The 14,652-nt window shown below is 62.2% G+C and carries 18 protein-coding genes and 1 tRNA gene; 13 read left to right on the forward strand and 6 right to left on the reverse strand.

Annotation, left to right across the window (positions count from 1 at the left end):
* Positions 1–228 precede the first annotated feature (228 nt).
* From ABIB99_RS09315 to ABIB99_RS09340, 6 genes are all read right to left on the reverse strand, one after another.
* Positions 229–489 (reverse strand): DUF3551 domain-containing protein, encoded by a 261-nt coding sequence (locus tag ABIB99_RS09315; RefSeq protein WP_071917452.1) that lies wholly within the window; start codon positions 487–489, stop codon positions 229–231.
* A 283-nt stretch (positions 490–772) separates the two neighbouring features.
* The gene (locus ABIB99_RS09320) at positions 773–1,045 is read right to left on the reverse strand and encodes a hypothetical protein (protein ID WP_063983276.1); all 273 of its coding nucleotides are present in this window, start codon (positions 1,043–1,045) and stop codon (positions 773–775) included.
* 42 nt (positions 1,046–1,087) lie between these two features.
* Positions 1,088–1,342: a hypothetical protein gene (locus ABIB99_RS09325; protein WP_038937372.1), complete on the reverse strand. Its 255-nt coding sequence runs from the start codon at positions 1,340–1,342 to the stop codon at positions 1,088–1,090.
* 361 nt (positions 1,343–1,703) lie between these two features.
* A tRNA-Ser gene (locus ABIB99_RS09330) sits at positions 1,704–1,793 on the reverse strand.
* A gap of 67 nt (positions 1,794–1,860) precedes the next feature.
* Entirely contained in the window at positions 1,861–3,027 is a 1,167-nt protein-coding gene (locus ABIB99_RS09335; protein WP_354175532.1) for a tyrosine-type recombinase/integrase, read from the reverse strand.
* Positions 3,024–3,710, reverse strand: a complete 687-nt coding sequence (locus ABIB99_RS09340) for a hypothetical protein (protein WP_354175533.1) — start codon at positions 3,708–3,710, stop codon at positions 3,024–3,026. Before ABIB99_RS09340 ends, ABIB99_RS09335 begins: the two co-directional genes overlap by 4 nt.
* Before the next feature lie 58 nt (positions 3,711–3,768).
* On the opposite strand from ABIB99_RS09340, the gene ABIB99_RS09345 reads away from it, so the two are divergent.
* The 13 genes from ABIB99_RS09345 (at position 3,769) to ABIB99_RS44485 (ending at position 14,648) form a co-directional block, all read left to right on the forward strand.
* Positions 3,769–4,026, forward strand: a complete 258-nt coding sequence (locus tag ABIB99_RS09345; protein WP_354175534.1) for a hypothetical protein — start codon at positions 3,769–3,771, stop codon at positions 4,024–4,026.
* Complete coding sequence (locus tag ABIB99_RS09350) at positions 4,023–4,391, forward strand: transcriptional coactivator p15/PC4 family protein (RefSeq protein ID WP_354175535.1); 369 nt, start codon at positions 4,023–4,025, stop codon at positions 4,389–4,391. The genes ABIB99_RS09345 and ABIB99_RS09350 overlap by 4 nt, the downstream gene beginning before the upstream one ends.
* A gap of 29 nt (positions 4,392–4,420) precedes the next feature.
* Positions 4,421–4,861 (forward strand): hypothetical protein, encoded by a 441-nt coding sequence (locus ABIB99_RS09355; protein ID WP_354175536.1) that lies wholly within the window; start codon positions 4,421–4,423, stop codon positions 4,859–4,861.
* Positions 4,861–6,186 carry an AAA family ATPase gene (locus ABIB99_RS09360; RefSeq protein WP_354175537.1) on the forward strand — a complete coding sequence of 442 codons (1,326 nt, stop codon included), beginning with the start codon at positions 4,861–4,863 and terminating at the stop codon, positions 6,184–6,186. The genes ABIB99_RS09355 and ABIB99_RS09360 overlap by 1 nt, the downstream gene beginning before the upstream one ends.
* A gap of 241 nt (positions 6,187–6,427) precedes the next feature.
* Positions 6,428–6,907: a hypothetical protein gene (locus ABIB99_RS09365; RefSeq protein WP_354175538.1), complete on the forward strand. Its 480-nt coding sequence runs from the start codon at positions 6,428–6,430 to the stop codon at positions 6,905–6,907.
* 332 nt (positions 6,908–7,239) lie between these two features.
* On the forward strand, positions 7,240–8,172 hold the full coding sequence (locus ABIB99_RS09370) for a hypothetical protein (protein ID WP_354175539.1): 933 nt from the start codon (positions 7,240–7,242) through the stop codon (positions 8,170–8,172).
* Positions 8,172–8,393, forward strand: coding sequence for a hypothetical protein (locus ABIB99_RS09375; protein WP_354175540.1), 222 nt, complete (start codon positions 8,172–8,174; stop codon positions 8,391–8,393). Before ABIB99_RS09370 ends, ABIB99_RS09375 begins: the two co-directional genes overlap by 1 nt.
* Positions 8,393–8,743, forward strand: a complete 351-nt coding sequence (locus ABIB99_RS09380; RefSeq protein ID WP_354175542.1) for a hypothetical protein — start codon at positions 8,393–8,395, stop codon at positions 8,741–8,743. Before ABIB99_RS09375 ends, ABIB99_RS09380 begins: the two co-directional genes overlap by 1 nt.
* On the forward strand, positions 8,740–8,961 hold the full coding sequence (locus ABIB99_RS09385; RefSeq protein ID WP_354175544.1) for a hypothetical protein: 222 nt from the start codon (positions 8,740–8,742) through the stop codon (positions 8,959–8,961). Before ABIB99_RS09380 ends, ABIB99_RS09385 begins: the two co-directional genes overlap by 4 nt.
* Complete coding sequence (locus ABIB99_RS09390) at positions 8,954–9,154, forward strand: hypothetical protein (protein WP_354175545.1); 201 nt, start codon at positions 8,954–8,956, stop codon at positions 9,152–9,154. Before ABIB99_RS09385 ends, ABIB99_RS09390 begins: the two co-directional genes overlap by 8 nt.
* A 130-nt stretch (positions 9,155–9,284) precedes the next feature.
* Entirely contained in the window at positions 9,285–10,184 is a 900-nt protein-coding gene (locus ABIB99_RS09395) for a hypothetical protein (RefSeq protein ID WP_354175546.1), read from the forward strand.
* 6 nt (positions 10,185–10,190) lie between these two features.
* Positions 10,191–12,482 carry a hypothetical protein gene (locus tag ABIB99_RS09400; RefSeq protein ID WP_354175547.1) on the forward strand — a complete coding sequence of 764 codons (2,292 nt, stop codon included), beginning with the start codon at positions 10,191–10,193 and terminating at the stop codon, positions 12,480–12,482.
* Between the two features lie 180 nt (positions 12,483–12,662).
* Entirely contained in the window at positions 12,663–14,648 is a 1,986-nt protein-coding gene (locus ABIB99_RS44485; RefSeq protein WP_502917487.1) for a hypothetical protein, read from the forward strand.
* The last annotated feature ends 4 nt before the right edge of the window (positions 14,649–14,652 follow it).

A 14,652-nucleotide genomic window follows, 5' to 3' on the forward strand; every position in this document is an offset into this window, starting at 1 on the left:
GTGTGGGGCGACGATGTGCGCGCTTGCATTAGGGGTTGCCGGGTAGGCACCCAAATGAAAGATCAGATATTTGGTTGTATAACGGGCTGCCGTCTTGATCGGATCGTCCGATAGAAGCGCGGTGGTAGCGTCGACACAAGCCGCTAGGGATTGCGGTACCGAAACGCAGGCGGCCCAAGCAGCAACCCGCCGGTTCACGCTGGCGGGCTGAGCGTCTCTCGCAATGCCCTAGTAGGCGCGGCGGCCGTGCCGCCGATAAGCTGCGGGGTTTTCCACGCCCGCGAAGTATGGATTAATGGCGCACTCTGCGGCGCGGCCCGATGCCGAAGCATTGCACTGAGGCAGCGATGTGTAGCTGCAATCGTAATAGTTGGCCCCCGCGCGGTAAACGTGCAGGCAAACCGGAAAGGCCGGATTATACGTCTGAGCTGCCGCCGGCTCTGTTGATGCCATCCCGATTGCCAAAATCGCCAAGGCCGGAGTACGCATTGGAACCTCCATTCGGACATTGAGAACGCGCGCGAAGCTCCACGAGCCAGTACTTCGATCGTACCCCGCGGAGGTCGCGACTGCGCCTGACGATCGCTACCAGCCCGCTGGTCACGCTGGCGGGCCGTCCCTTCTAAACTTCATTGCGATCGGTTCCGTTCCCGATCTGGAACTATACTGCTTTGGGCACAAGTGGACAGAACTGATTGCCGGTTTTTCCTATGCTCATGACCACCTGGCGACCCCATTACCGCCAAGGTAGCCTCCAAACGGCCCCGGCAACTTAGTCTTTTGCTGGGGCCGCTTTTGCGCTGGTGTCGATCAGCCGGACATAGGTCCCGCTCTCGTGCAGCTCGAGCCAGCCCTTCTCAACTGCATGCTTGATGCCGGCGCCGAACTCCAACCCGGTGGCCTTGAGCGTGTAGAGAAACGGAGCATTGAGCTTTTCGATGTGAATGCGACCGTCCTGGACAGCTTCAATGGTCTTCGCGAGCTCGACCAGTTTGCGGGCGGCGGCTTCAGGAGCGGCAAAGGCACGTTCGGCGGCGAGTTTCATGCAGATCGACTACCCGACTCTTCGTCCCCAGGCCGTACTGCTTCACCCGCACTTGTGGTTTTTGGCGTGCAGCGCGGTTCGGTCGCCAGTCATCTCACCGACGTAGTCGTCAATGGCGCTCATCAGCTTCTCGCGGTCGGCACGGCGATCCTTTCTGCCAAAGATGAGGTAGTGGCGAAGCCGGCCGAGTTCGGCCAGGTCGGCTGCTACCGCCTCGGCCCGCACTTCTTCCGCGCGCTGACGCATGCGCTCTTGGTGCCAAGCTCTCGCCGCCGCTCTGTTCTCTGCCTTGGTCATGACGCCATCGAACCGCGGCGCAGGCGAGAGTCAAATTATCGATTCCTAGCGGCGCGGAATGCTCGCGAGCTACTGCCGGTCGTGGGTGTGGATAGATGCGCGACGCCATCGCTGTGATTCAAGGACCGTCTTGTCGCTCCTTCGATGCATCGCGTCGAAACACGACAGTCCATCGCGACGTCGGAAAGCTGATGAGATCGGCGGCGGCATCAGTGTTGGGATCGGGCGTCGCCTCGTCCGAACTGCGACAAATCGACTCGATCTCACCGCGACGCTTACGGCGCCACCAAGCGACGATTGTACGTTCGATTGTGCGCTGAAGCGAAAACCACGAGCTAACTAATTGATTTTGTTGATGTTTTGGCGGAAGGGGTGGGATTCGAACCCACGGTACCCTTGCGGGCACGCCGGTTTTCAAGACCGGTGCCTTAAACCACTCGGCCACCCTTCCAGACCTTGAAATTGCTTAGCTTTTCGCCTCGGCACAGAGAACAGACGGTGACTCTGCTACCGGTTTGCTACCCAACGTCGTCGGTTCGCTTGTTTATGGCGGCGCGCAGCACGCCGTCAACCGTCGCGGCAGCTTCTCCCTGCATGTTCGGCATCAAGTGGCTGTAAATATCCATCGTGATCGCGATGGAAGAGTGACCAAGGCGCTCCTGTACGATCTTGGGGTGGATATTCGATGCGAGCATGTGGCTGGCGTGGCTATGCCGCAGGCCGTGCAGGGTAACCCGCCATTCCTTCAAGAATTCGGAAACGACATGGGTCAGGCTCCTCGGCTGCAGGGGGGTGCCGTCGGCTTGCGTGACCACATGCCAGTCATCGTCCGCCCGCACCCCGAGCCGAAGGAGCTCCTGGGCCTGCTGGAGCCGCCACCGGCGCAGTTCCTCAACCGCCATGGCGGGCAGGGCGACAGTCCGGGAGCGGCCGCTCTTGGCTTCCTTCTCTCGGATAGCGCCTGCGTCGGTCTGCTCAGTGCTGGCGACGACGGCGAGCTGGCCTGCGTCGAGATCGATCGCTTTCCACCGGAGCGCTGTGATCTCGCCGCGCCTGAGGCCGCAGAGGGAAGCCAGCACCAGCGGGATGAACAGCCGGCGCTCGCGCGCGGCGTCAAAGACGGCGGCGGTGGCGGCCGGAGCAATGACCGTGACGGTCTTCCTTTCGATCTTGGGCCGGTCCCGCTTTTCGAGGAGCGCGGCGGGGTTGCGGACGATCAGTTTCCAGCGTTCGGCTTGGCCCAGGGCCGAGTAAAGCACCCGGTGCATGTGGTGGACCGTGCGGGGCGATAGGCCGCCGCCGCCGTCGCGCCGGCCACTTTCGAGTGCCTTGGCATAGGCTTCGCTGATGTCGATAGGCTGCAGCTTGGAAAGGATCTTGCCGCCGATCAGGGGAGCGATGTTTTTCAGGGCGATTTGCTCGTACCGCTCATGTGTCCGCGGTGAGACGTTTGGCTTGATGTGCTTCAGCCAGCGATCGAAGTATTGCAGGACCGTCAGTTTGGACGGTTCGACGTAGCTGCCGTCGTTTGTCTCAGAGATCAGTCGCGCGCATTCGACCTGGGCTTGCCGCTTGGTACCGGTGAAACTGTGCCATTTGCGCTTGCGCTTGCCGGTGCCCGGGTCGCGCTGATCGAGAATGATCGCCCAATGTCCTGGAGACCGTTCACGTAAGTGTCCCTTCATTTGCCCCTCCGCTTGGCGTTGTTGAAAGCAATCCTGCATTCGTCGCTGTGAAACTGTGCGATCGTGCGTTTTCCGCCAGCGCGGCCGGCTTGGAACAACAGTCCGCAGTTTTTGCATGGCACCAGTCGGCCGCCACCGCTGATGAATTGGGCCATTTCCAAATTCATGGCTTGGAGAAGATCGCCGGGCTCCAGCACCATCACCGGTGGAGAACCTTCGCCGTGGCCGGGCACTAGAAGCACATCCACTGTCGCGACTTTGGCGTACGTCCCGCGAGAGTTGGCGATGCGAATGACGTTCGGGAGCGCTCGGAGGTTGCCGGACATGCGCTTGATCTCGGCTTTCCAGAGTGTGAGTTCTTCCGAAGGAGGTTTGCTGTGACGCGCCGAGGTGCATAGGAGGCCGTATTTTTCAGCGAAACCGAGGCACGATTCCGGCGAGCCATCCAACTGCGCGAACTCGAGATAGACGGGATACACAGCCCCGAGCCTTAGAGGAGCGTAATTCTCCCGGCGGTCCCCAACCTGAACAATCTTGCCGCCTTCAATCGCGTATGCGGCACGACCGGGTTTGGTCGAATAAGCACGGCTCCATTCAAAATTGATCGCAACCTCGGACATTTTGCCCCTGATACGGTGATGATACGGATGATGCACATTATCCAAATCAACCGTTGCAGTCAAGGACGGCGCGGGATTACCGTTTGCGCAAGTCAATTCATCGCAACCAGCGAGGCGAAAAATGAACGCGAACGACCGCGATCTTCCCATTACGATCTCGGTGCCTGAGTATGGACTTATTGCCCTCGGGCTGCATCGAAATGGCAGCTATGAGGCGGCGAAGGCCGGGGTTATCCCGGTGATCGAGGTTCAGGGGAAGAAGCGGGTCCCCGTGCGCGTCGCGCTGCGCAAGCTCGCCGGTGACGACCCGGACACCCTGAAGGCAGTGGCCGACGATTTTGCTTCGAAGTTCTTTCGGCTGAAGGGACAGGCGGCATGACCGAACCCGCCGCTCAAAAGCGGGTTCGGCATGCAGGCAGGAATCGTCGGGAAAACGATCATCTGGATATCTGCTCCGATCCGCAGTTCGCAACGTCCTCCCTGGATCCGCTCGCCGAGCCGATTGTGGTGTTTCAGCTCTGGAAAGGGCGCCGGCGCAACCAGTGCATTCGGCTGACGCTGTCCAGGCTTAACGGACGTGCGATCGGTGACCTGCGCGTTTTCTTCACCACCGAGACCGGCCACATGCAGGCGTCCAAGAAAGGCGTCGCCTTCGCGATCGAGAAGCTGCCGGAACTACGCCGCGCTCTGGAGCGCGCCGAGGCTAAGGCGATCGAACTAGACCTGATCGAGGCTACGTCATGAACTCGCCCGTCCGGCTCTCAGAGAGGGCGATGTTGGGCGACCTCGACGACTTCGTCGAGTGCTGCGGCGATCATGCGTGGTATCACGCCGACGGCTGGATCTCACTCCAGTTCGCTGCGGACAACCTGCAGGCGCTCGCCGAGCGTTGGGGTCTCGTCGCCGAGATCGGCCAGGACGGCGTGCAAGCCGTGATGGCCGAGGCCTTCGCACCCGCGCCCGAACTGCCGTCCGATTACGTTTTGCAGCTCGTGAAGCGGTTCGAGCTCGATGACCCCCGCGATCGCTGGAAATGGACGGGCAAACTGCCTCCGGCGCCCGAGAAGGCGTCTGAGCCACGTCCGCGGCCGATTCCGCAAAGCACAGTCGATGCCTTCAATTACGTCGTGAGCTTGGGCGACGCCGATCGCCTTCGCAAATGGCTTCGCGATCACACTAGCGTTGCCCACATGCTGGTCAGCGAGGCCGCTTGATGCTGAACCCAGCTAACCGAGCGATTCTCTTGCAGGTGTCCGAGGAGGAAGGTTTCCTCGACCGTGGTGATGCGGATCCTCGCAGCGATGTCCCGTCGGTGGATGGGTTCGAGGCATTCGGGGAGCAACCACCCGAATTGCCCGCGGGAGAAGGAAATAGGTCGGGGAGCGAGCAACAAGCGGCCGCTGGTCTCAAAGAGTGGGACGCCGGCGACGTCGTCGACATCCCGCCGCCGCGGGAATGGCTGCTCGGCAACCAATTCTGCCGCCGCTTCTTGTCAGGCTTGCTTGCCCCCGGCGCCACGGGCAAGACGGCGCTTCGGACGCTCCAGTATCTTGCGGTCGCCACGGGTCGGCCGCTCACCGGTCAGCACGTCTTCAAGCGCTGCAGGGTGCTCCTGCTGAGCCTGGAGGACGATGACAGCGAGCTCCAGCGCCGGCTCGCCGCCGCGCGTATCCATCACGGCATCGAGCCGGCAGAGCTCAAGGGCTGGCTGTTCTGTGCGACCCCTAAGGGCATCAAGCTCGCCGACATGAAGGACGGAGCGCGCGCGGCCGGGCCGCTGGAGGCGATGCTGCGCCAGGCGATCGCGACCCGGCAGATCGACCTGCTCGGACTGGATCCTTTCGTGAAGCTCCACGGCATGGAGGAGAACGACAACGGCGCCATGGACTTCGTCTGTGGCCTGCTCGTGAAACTGGCGATCGAATTCAACATCGCGGTCGACGTTCCGCATCACACCAAGAAGGGGCAGCAGCTCGCCGGCGATGCCGATGCCGGCCGCGGAGCCAGCGCCGCCCGGGACGCCGGACGCCTGATGTACACGCTCACCAGGATGAGCGACGGGGAGGGGGACACCTTTGGCATCCCGGCCGAGGAGCGGAAGCTGTACGTGCGGCTCGACTCCAGCAAGGTCAACATTGCCCCACCGTCGTCCGAGGCCACATGGTTCAAGCTGATTGGGGTCCGGCTCGAGAACGGCACACCGGACTACCCGCAGGGCGACGAGGTGCAGACCGTCATCCCATGGCATCCGCCTAAGACATGGGACGGCGTCAGCGGCGCCCAGCTCAACGCCGCCCTGGACGAGATTGAGGCCGGCATGCCGAACGGCCAGCGCTATTCGGACGCGGGCCCAGCCAAGACGCGCGCTGCATGGCCCATCGTGCAGCGCCACTGTCCGGACCGCACCGAGCCGCAGTGCCGTCAGATCGTCAACACGTGGGTGCTCAACGGCGTCCTGTTCAACGAGGACTACGACGACCCAGTTGACCGCAAGAGCCGCAAAGGTCTCCGCGTCTGCCACGGAAAGAGGCCGTCCTGATGCTGCGCCATTGCCTCAAAACCGTTGGCGCACCGTTGGCGCAAACCGGGCTGCGCCAACAACGCCAAAACCCTACCCATGGGGTTGTCGTTGGAGCACACGACAATGCCCCCCTCATGCGTTGGCGCAGTGATGGCGCACAACGCCTCGCGCGCATCCATCCACAACCCGCTATGCGCCAGCAGCGCTCTGCCTACGGCGACGCTCGCTAGCGCACCGCTGATCACCAAGGAATAGGCCCATGACCGACCAACCGACCCGCCAAGCCATCGCCGTTAAAGAAAGATCAGGGAAGCTCACCGTATCCGGCAAGCTCGCCCGAGCCATCGAGTTCATGGTCTGGGAGGGCGCACGTAGGCAGGACGCCGCCGAGAAAGCAGGACTCAAGGACCATTCCCTGCGTGCAGCGCTGCGAAAGCCGCATGTGCTCCAGCATTACAATGCGGAATTAGGTGTCTTGCGTGAAAGCGTGCGCGCCAAAAATTTCCACCGACTCGATGAGATAGCCGACGGCCCCAACGCGATGGCGCGCGTGCAGGCGATCCGGACAATGGAAGGGCAGGCGGAGGAGCAACGGAATGCGCCGGCGTCGACCGTGCGGCCAGGCCTAGTCATCGTGATCAACGCAAAGGCGACACCGACCGATGCGCCGGCAACGATCGACGTCACGCCGAACCTGTCTGGTAGCAATCACGGTAGCAGTGGTGAAGGCGTAGAATGAAAAGACGAGTGATTGCGACGCTTTGGCGCGAGACCTGCACCGGTTCGTCAATCCGGTCAGCGTTGAAACGGCAACTACACGGATGAGCATGATCGCTGTGATCGAGCATCCAAGAGAGATTGCAAGCGCATGCAAATCGGACGCTACTTACGGCGCGCAACGCACTACGAAAGGGATTTATGCGCACGAGGGCAGGGGGCTGCCTACGCTTTGGCGCGGCCGTCGGGTGGCACCCCCGGGGGGAAAATTCGCGGCTCGGCCAGGGCGCTGGTAACTCGCACGCACGCCTTCCTTCGAAAACACCCTGAGCCGATTTTTTTGGAGTCCTGAGAATGTCTGAACCTGAGACCGTTTCACCGTTCGCCGCGCCGGCGCGCGACAACGCCGGGGCCGTGTTGCCGCCGCTTCAGGCGCACACGCAGCGACCGGATCCGCAGCCGAGCGCGGAGGATATCCGATTGTGGGCGATGCCGGCCGGCCAGCGGGGCGAACTCGAGATCGCGGACCAGGTCCGTGAAGCGCAATCGACCGTGCACCGGCGCCAGCCCGACGGCACGGTGACGATCGAACCGCGCAAGCCCGGCGCCGAGCCGGCCGCGCCGAAACTGGGTGACCAGCCGGCGCCCGCCGGATCCACCCACGTAGACGGTGAGACGATCACGGTCGGCGACATGACGCTGACCTCGACCGAGGTCAAGGAGCTCTTCCAGGCGAAGGCTGACGCCGAATTGCGCAAGACGTCGCTGCCGGCGACGCCGGCGGATTACAAGGCTGAGCTCCCGGCTGATCTCCGTCTGCCTGTTGAGTTCAAATTCGACGAAGCGGATTCAGCGCTGTCCGACATTCGCAACCTGGCTCACAAGAAGGGCTGGTCTCAGGGCGACTTGTCCGATGTGCTGGGCATCTACGCGGGCATGAAAGCGCAGGAGCAGGCGCTGTTCAACACCGCCGCCGCGGCGGAGGTTGCCAAGCTGGGGGCGAACGGCGTGCAGCGCGTGACGGCGCTCGAAACCTGGATGCGCGGCATGGTTGGCGATGAGTTGGCCGGCGCCATGCGCGGCATGCTGGTGACCGAGAAGATCGTCCGGGGTTGGGAGACGCTACTTCGCAAGTTCACCACCCAGGGCGCCGCGTCGTTCTCGCAGGCGCATCGCGATCCGCCGCACATGCAAGGTCGCGTTTCCGAGGAGCAGTGGACTGGCATGTCCGAGGCCCAGCGCCTCGATTACGCGCGACAGTTTCCGCAGCCCACAGGAGCCCGCTGATGAGCACGCCTGATCGTCTTGGCCGAAACTGCCCCAATCCATCGGCCGCCTTGACCAAGTTGTGGGACGTGAGTGGCCCCAAGCCAATTATCGTCGAGCTCGCCGCAACGGACGCGCGGGATGCGCTCCAGCGATCGCCGACGATCTTTTTGTGGGCGCTGCCCGGCGAGACCGCGCCGCCAATCGATGTGGCGCAACCCGAGCAGGAGAGCGCGGCCTGATGCCGGCGCTCAGACCCATCGCTATTGCGGACAGCTACGGCGCCATTCATTCGGCGCTGCGCGCCTATGTCGACGAGGTGGGAATCTCGCGACTGGCGCTGGATGAACTCATTGGGTGGACGTCCGGCTACAGCTCGAAGGTACTTGGGCCACGGCCGACGAAACACCTCACGAGCAAGACCCTCAGCGAGCTCTTGCAGGCGACAGGCCTGGTCCTGATCGTCGCCCAGGATGTTTCTGCCTTCGCCCGCCGGCAGCACCAGTTTCAACGCGACGCTTCACAGGTTCGACCCGACAACGGTCGCAAGCGCGGCCCGCAGAGCATCAGGCAGGCAAGGGGGAATGCATGAGCACGTTCGTCGTCACCTTCGATGTCGAGGGGCATGACCATTCGCTGCGCGCGCATCGTGTTGAGATCGGGACATTCCTGGATCAAGTGAAACAAGCCGTCGGCGCCACCGAGCAGGCCGAGGGCATCATCACACGCAACGAGCCGTTCAAGCAGACGCCGATCGGCTCATGGAAGATCATCGACGACGAAACCGAGAAGGATTCCACCAATGGCTGACAATCAGAACGTGGGTTTGAAACAGCAAGGTTCGCTCGTTCAGATCATCGACACGGGCAACGGAAACGCGCGGCTGCGACTGAATTCGGTCAGCGCGAAGGAGTTCATGGGGCGCGATGCGCGTTATGTCGAAACGGTTGCCGGCGCGCTGGGGCCTGTGATCATCCTCGAGTCCGGCATGATTGGGAATTGATCACGTGTCTTGGATCGCGCACCGACTAACGCCCCGCAGTTCTCAGCCCTGTTGCGCCATCTGTCTCGTTCTCGACGAACGGAGGCCGGCCGTTCGGGGCTGGTCGGGATTCCCGATTTGCCGTGACCACTTGATCGCATGCGGCGGCCCCGAGGATCTTCGCCCGCCACCGCCGCGCTTCGTCGTGATCGATGGCGGCAAACGTGCGCTCCATGTCGCAGCTATCGCCGTCTGCGCCCTTATTGCAGCGCTGGTGTTCACACTATCGAGAGCGGCCGCCGAGCCGATGGCGCTGGTTGCTCCGACCGCCCCGATTTCAGAAAATAACAATCGCATCGCGACCACGGCATGGGTCAACAGTTGGGCCGCCAGCGCGATACCGCTCGCTTCCGGAAAAATCTGGATCGGCTCGGTCGGCAACATCGCAACGCCGCAGAGCTTGGGTACAGGCGTTGCAACTGCGCTTGGTGTGAACGTGGGCACGGCTGGTGCGCCCGTGCTTTTCAACGGAGCGCTGGGAACGCCTGCGTCCGGCAACGGCTCCAACCTGACCAATATCCCCACCACCAGCCTGACTGGCACGCTGCAGGCGGCGCAGGAGCCTGCGCACACCGGCGACTGCACGAATTCCGTCGGCAGCCTTGCACTGACCTGCACGAGCATCAACGGCGTCAACCAGACCACGGCCTGGACGACCTATGCCCCAACCCCGACGTCAGGCGGCGGCGCGTATACGTCGGCGAGCTCGTCCGGCTCGTTCAAGGTCATTGGTAAGCTGGTCCATTTCACAATCACGATCACCATCACGACGGTAGGGTCTGGGAGCGGCACCATCAACGTTGCGCTCCCAATCGGAACGACGGCGCGGGCAGCGAATGCGTCTTGTGGCGAGACGGCGCTGACAGGAAAAGGCGCTTCGGGCCGCATCGCTTCCGGCGGCAGCAGCATGATCATCATGTATGTCGACAACACCGCACCATCAGCGTCCGGCGTGACGATGACCTGCACCGGCATTTACGAACAGACCTGACGATCCATGATTGCAAAGATCCTTGGCGCGCAGCGCGATTTCTCTTACGGCGAGGTTGATGTCTCGCTGAAGCGGGCTGACGATCATCCGGCCCGCAAGGCCGGCCTCCGCCAGATGTCCAATGCGCGCATCTTGAACTCCGGGGCGATCCAGGTTCGCTCGGGCCGCCGTGCGATCTATCCGATCTCCAGCTCCACCAAGCGCATCGAGCGGTTTGCGATGAAGCCTGGCAAGGAGTTCGACATTGCCTTCACCCCTGGAAACGTGACGATTGTCGATCCTTCGACGGGCGCAAGCGTTGGAGCATTTACAAATCAGGGTAATGGCGCCGCTCTGCCTTGGGTGACAGATGCTGACATCGATTCCATCGTCTATGCATTTTTGAACTTTTCGATCTACATCTGCTTCGGCAACAGCATGCGCCCGCAGGTGGTGACATGGGACGGCGTATCGACGTGGTCGATCGCCGACTACAACGAATTGCTGGTCGGCAACCAGAAACGCACGCTGTTCTATCGGATCAGCCCGCAGGGCATCACGATGTTCCCGTCCGGCCGCGTCGGCGCGATCACGCTGACTGCCTCGCAGGCGCTGTTCACCGCGGCGTGGGTCGGCACGCGCATTCGCTTCGTCGGGCGTCAGGTCCTGATCACCGGCTACACCAGCCCGACTGTGGTCAGTGCGACCGTGCAGGAATCGCTGCCCGGCCGCCAGGCGCTGACCTTCGGCACCGACCCGGCTACCGCGTACAGCGTCGGCGACGAGGTGATCGGCATCACGTCCGGCGCCAAGGGGCTGATCGTGAACGTAGACAGCGGCGCCGGCACTATCACCGTGCAGTTGCTCTCGGCGCCCGTCGCCTCGGTCCCGGGCCCGACGGTAACCGGCTTCCTGGCAAACGAGGCAGTAGTGGGCCCGGGTGGCGGCTACACCACGTCTGATGCCGATGCTGTGAATAATCCGGCGCCGGTGACGGTGTGGGACGACGAAGTCATGAACGACTTCCGTGGTTACCCGGCGTCGTGCTTCGTCGATCAGTTTCGTCTCGGCTTCTGCAATTTCTCGTCCGTGACCGGCGGCATCTCGTGGTCGGCTATCAACGCGCCGACCGACCAATACACCGGCCCGAACCCGTCCGATGCCATGTTCGAACTCGCACCGCGCAAGGTGCAGGTCTACTACGTCATTGCCGGCCCCGAGGGCTCGGAGTTCGTCGTCTGCGATCGCGCACTCTATTACATCCCGATTTCGGTTACCAATCCGCTGAAGCCCGGCAGCGTTTCATTTCAGCTTCTGTCGAGCGACGGCTGCGCGCAGGTGCAGCCTCGTGTCTCGCAAGAAGCGCTCCTCTACATCAACGCTGGGCAGAATAGCGTTATGGCAGTTCTGGCCACGGGCGCTTACACGCGGCCGTTTAACACCAAAAACCTGACCGAGCTTCACGCGCACCTCTTCAACGGCATTCTCGCGATCGCGGCTCCGTCTGCCGATGGCACGTTCAATGAGCGATACGTCTATATTCTCAACGGCGACAAGTCGATCACCGTTGGGAAATACGACGCCGACACGCTGCAGGACAAGACGCCCGTGATTGGGTGGGGCCCTTGGTCAGGTGCAGGAATCGTTACGTGGGTTTCCGCCTACGCAGCTGATGTGAGCTTCACCTCGACCTATGGTAACGGCACCGGTGTCTGCGAGGTTCTTGACGACACGTTCTATCTGGATTGCGGACTTCCAGTGAATGCCGCGCCGGCGCCATTCGCGCCTCCGGTTGGAAAGGGACCGCTGTGGTTCATGGCCGGTCTGACCGTCTCGCTGATGGACCAGGGCACGCGGTCGATGGGGACCTATCAGGTTGACGCCAACGGCTACATCGTCCCTCAATTCAAGAAAGGTGAGGATCTGACACGGCTCGACCTTGTCGCAGGCCAGCAATGGACGATGAATGTTGAACCGTTCTGCCCGGACGCTCCTCCAGGGAACGATGTTGGACAGCGAAATCTCAGGCGCCGCGTGGCGCGCTTTTCGGCTCATGTTGTACACTCGACAGGCTTCGTGATGGGGCGGCTCTTCTCCGGGCCCACCACGCCGACATCACCACCGCTCGGGACACTGATGAACGCTCGACGCTTCCCGGCGTGGAATTTCGGCGATGATCCAACGCAGCCGCCGCCGCAGCGCGAGACCGCGGAGCGCATCCGGCCGCTGGGGCGCTCATACGACCCACGCGTCGTGGTGATCAAGGACACCCCGGGACCGTTGCTGATCGCCGAGCTCGACATCGAGGCAACGATTTGAGCCTCTTCTCGGTGCGTTGCGGCTTCCCGGCGCTGAATCATCCTCACGCGCATCAGCTCGCTCGGAAGGCGGGATGCGCGGACGCCGATTTCACCAACCTCCATGGCGCCCGGTGATCTCCTAGATCACCCTTTCACCGCGCAGGGCTTTCCGACCGGGTCGCCATGGAGCCTTCGTCCGATGCGCCTCGCTCGTCTCGTTCTCGCTCTCACCCTAATCGCCGGGGCAACTCCGGCCTTCGCACAAGCCCCCGGACCCGTACCGGCGCTGCCCGATGCAGAACGCCGGACGAGCTATTCGATCTCCGGCACGACATGCACGTGCAACGTCAACTTTGCGCTCTATGGGGACTCGACTGACTTTCAGAATTGGGTCGAGGTCTACCTCAATGGCGTGCGGGTCAACTTCAACGACACGACCTACGGCTGGGCCATCACGTCGCCGTCCGGATCGCTCGGCTCGATCGCGCGCCCGATCACCAATGCGGTGCTGACCTTCAATAGTGCTCAGACGGGGACGGTTCAGATCGTCGGCGCCCGTCGGCCGCGCCGCGCCGCGCAGTTCAGCGAGAACAGCGGCGTCTCCGCGCGCGACATGAACCAGGTCTTGACCGATATCGTCGCGACCCAGCGGGAGACGTGGGACAAGACGAATGACGTAACAGGTCGCGCGGTGCTAGCCGCGCCCGGCGAAACGCTCGCGTTGCTGCCATCTGCGGCCTCACGTGCAAACACCGGCGCATGCTTCGACAACAGCGGCAACCTCACATCCTGCATATCGGTGCCGTCGGGCTCCTTCACGCCTGGCAGCGGCATCTCCTTCACCGGAACTAACCCGACGACGATCGCGGCGGATATCGCGGCAGGCGGCGGCATTAACTTCTCCGGGAGCCACCCGCTTACCATTTCCAATGCGTACAAGGTCAAGTTCGCGTCGCAGTACGGCATGGCTGATTGGTGCGCGAATCTTGTGGCGGCTATCGCCGATCTCGGCAGCGTTCCAGGCAAGATCATCGTTGACGGCAACCAGACCACCAACGCCTGCAGCGGTGCTGGCAACATATCCCTTGGGAATGACCACCTTCTGTATTTCGTTGGTGGTGGCGTGTTCACGCTGAACCGTACAATCCAGTTCGGCAATTATGGATCCGGCATCGTCGGTGCCGGCGGTGGCGGCAACGGCGGCAACCCGCCAATCACGACCGGCAACGTGCTCAAGTGGACCGGCGCGACCGGAACGCCGATGCTGTACATGTTCGGATCGTCCTTTTCGCAATTCCGGAACATCGGTCTTGACTGCAACGGCGTGGCGAACTGCATCGGCATTTGGGTGAATAGCAATAACGTTCCGATTTCGACGCGGAACGTTATGGAGCACTTCGAAATCTCGGGCGCGCATGTTGGCATTATTATCGGCTCAGCTTCCACAAGCGCAGTCAGCGGTGCCGCGTGTAACTCGAACGTCAATCAGGATGGGTGCAGCGAGAACGACGTCTTCACCATCCGTCAGTTTCAGATCTTTGGCCAGTGTGGCGATACGACCGCTGAGGGTGTCCGCATCAACAGCCTGAACGCGGCGCAGTTGTCTACGCTCGGGCCTGGCAACATTCAGTGTGCCAATGTCGGCGTGAACGTCATCAACATGAACGACAATTTCACGATTACCGGTCTCACGCTCGGCAGCGTGTCCGGCACCAATCCAACGCTTATTCAGATTGGGGCCGGTGTTCTCAACGGTCCGGACATCGTCAGTTGCGAGAGCGAAGCAGGTTCGTTCGCCGTCGTTGATAACGCAACCGGGGGCACGCAGAACTGGAGCGGCAACCAGTTCAATCAGCCGAGCATCATCCAGGGTTCGGTTATCACTGTGTCAACGGGTAACATTTACAGCACGCTTACGGTCTCCGGTAATGCCGCTGTGACCTCAATTGGGGACGTCATAGTCGGTGGGCCGCCGACGCTTGGCGGTTCAGGACGGTTCATCACTGCCGGCAATATTCTGCCGGCTCCCGTTGCGGCGTTGCCAGCATGTGTTCCCGGTCGACGCGGTCAAAGCCAGTATGTGACCGACGCCAACGCGACCACCTTCAATTCGGTCGTCGCCGGGGGCGGCTCGAACATCCTCAGGGTTGGTTGCGACGGGACGAACTGGCGGATCGGGAATTAAAGGG

Origin of the sequence: Bradyrhizobium sp. LA6.1, from assembly GCF_040547805.1 — a bacterium.
Lineage (GTDB): Bacteria > Pseudomonadota > Alphaproteobacteria > Rhizobiales > Xanthobacteraceae > Bradyrhizobium > Bradyrhizobium barranii.

What these genes read in the sequence shown, in the direction of transcription:
- ABIB99_RS09390 (WP_354175545.1), top strand. Translation starts at nt 8,954, where the DNA reads ATGGCTGACAATCAGAACGTGGGTTTGAAACAGCAAGGTTCGCTCGTT.
- ABIB99_RS09385 (WP_354175544.1), top strand. Translation starts at nt 8,740, where the DNA reads ATGAGCACGTTCGTCGTCACCTTCGATGTCGAGGGGCATGACCATTCG.
- ABIB99_RS09365 (WP_354175538.1), top strand. Translation starts at nt 6,428, where the DNA reads ATGACCGACCAACCGACCCGCCAAGCCATCGCCGTTAAAGAAAGATCA.
- ABIB99_RS09375 (WP_354175540.1), top strand. Translation starts at nt 8,172, where the DNA reads ATGAGCACGCCTGATCGTCTTGGCCGAAACTGCCCCAATCCATCGGCC.
- ABIB99_RS09335 (WP_354175532.1), bottom strand. Translation starts at nt 3,027, where the DNA reads ATGAAGGGACACTTACGTGAACGGTCTCCAGGACATTGGGCGATCATT.
- ABIB99_RS09350 (WP_354175535.1), top strand. Translation starts at nt 4,023, where the DNA reads ATGACCGAACCCGCCGCTCAAAAGCGGGTTCGGCATGCAGGCAGGAAT.
- ABIB99_RS09400 (WP_354175547.1), top strand. Translation starts at nt 10,191, where the DNA reads ATGATTGCAAAGATCCTTGGCGCGCAGCGCGATTTCTCTTACGGCGAG.
- ABIB99_RS09320 (WP_063983276.1), bottom strand. Translation starts at nt 1,045, where the DNA reads ATGAAACTCGCCGCCGAACGTGCCTTTGCCGCTCCTGAAGCCGCCGCC.
- ABIB99_RS09370 (WP_354175539.1), top strand. Translation starts at nt 7,240, where the DNA reads ATGTCTGAACCTGAGACCGTTTCACCGTTCGCCGCGCCGGCGCGCGAC.
- ABIB99_RS09315 (WP_071917452.1), bottom strand. Translation starts at nt 489, where the DNA reads ATGCGTACTCCGGCCTTGGCGATTTTGGCAATCGGGATGGCATCAACA.
- ABIB99_RS09345 (WP_354175534.1), top strand. Translation starts at nt 3,769, where the DNA reads ATGAACGCGAACGACCGCGATCTTCCCATTACGATCTCGGTGCCTGAG.
- ABIB99_RS09360 (WP_354175537.1), top strand. Translation starts at nt 4,861, where the DNA reads ATGCTGAACCCAGCTAACCGAGCGATTCTCTTGCAGGTGTCCGAGGAG.
- ABIB99_RS09380 (WP_354175542.1), top strand. Translation starts at nt 8,393, where the DNA reads ATGCCGGCGCTCAGACCCATCGCTATTGCGGACAGCTACGGCGCCATT.
- ABIB99_RS09355 (WP_354175536.1), top strand. Translation starts at nt 4,421, where the DNA reads ATGTTGGGCGACCTCGACGACTTCGTCGAGTGCTGCGGCGATCATGCG.
- ABIB99_RS44485 (WP_502917487.1), top strand. Translation starts at nt 12,663, where the DNA reads ATGCGCCTCGCTCGTCTCGTTCTCGCTCTCACCCTAATCGCCGGGGCA.
- ABIB99_RS09325 (WP_038937372.1), bottom strand. Translation starts at nt 1,342, where the DNA reads ATGACCAAGGCAGAGAACAGAGCGGCGGCGAGAGCTTGGCACCAAGAG.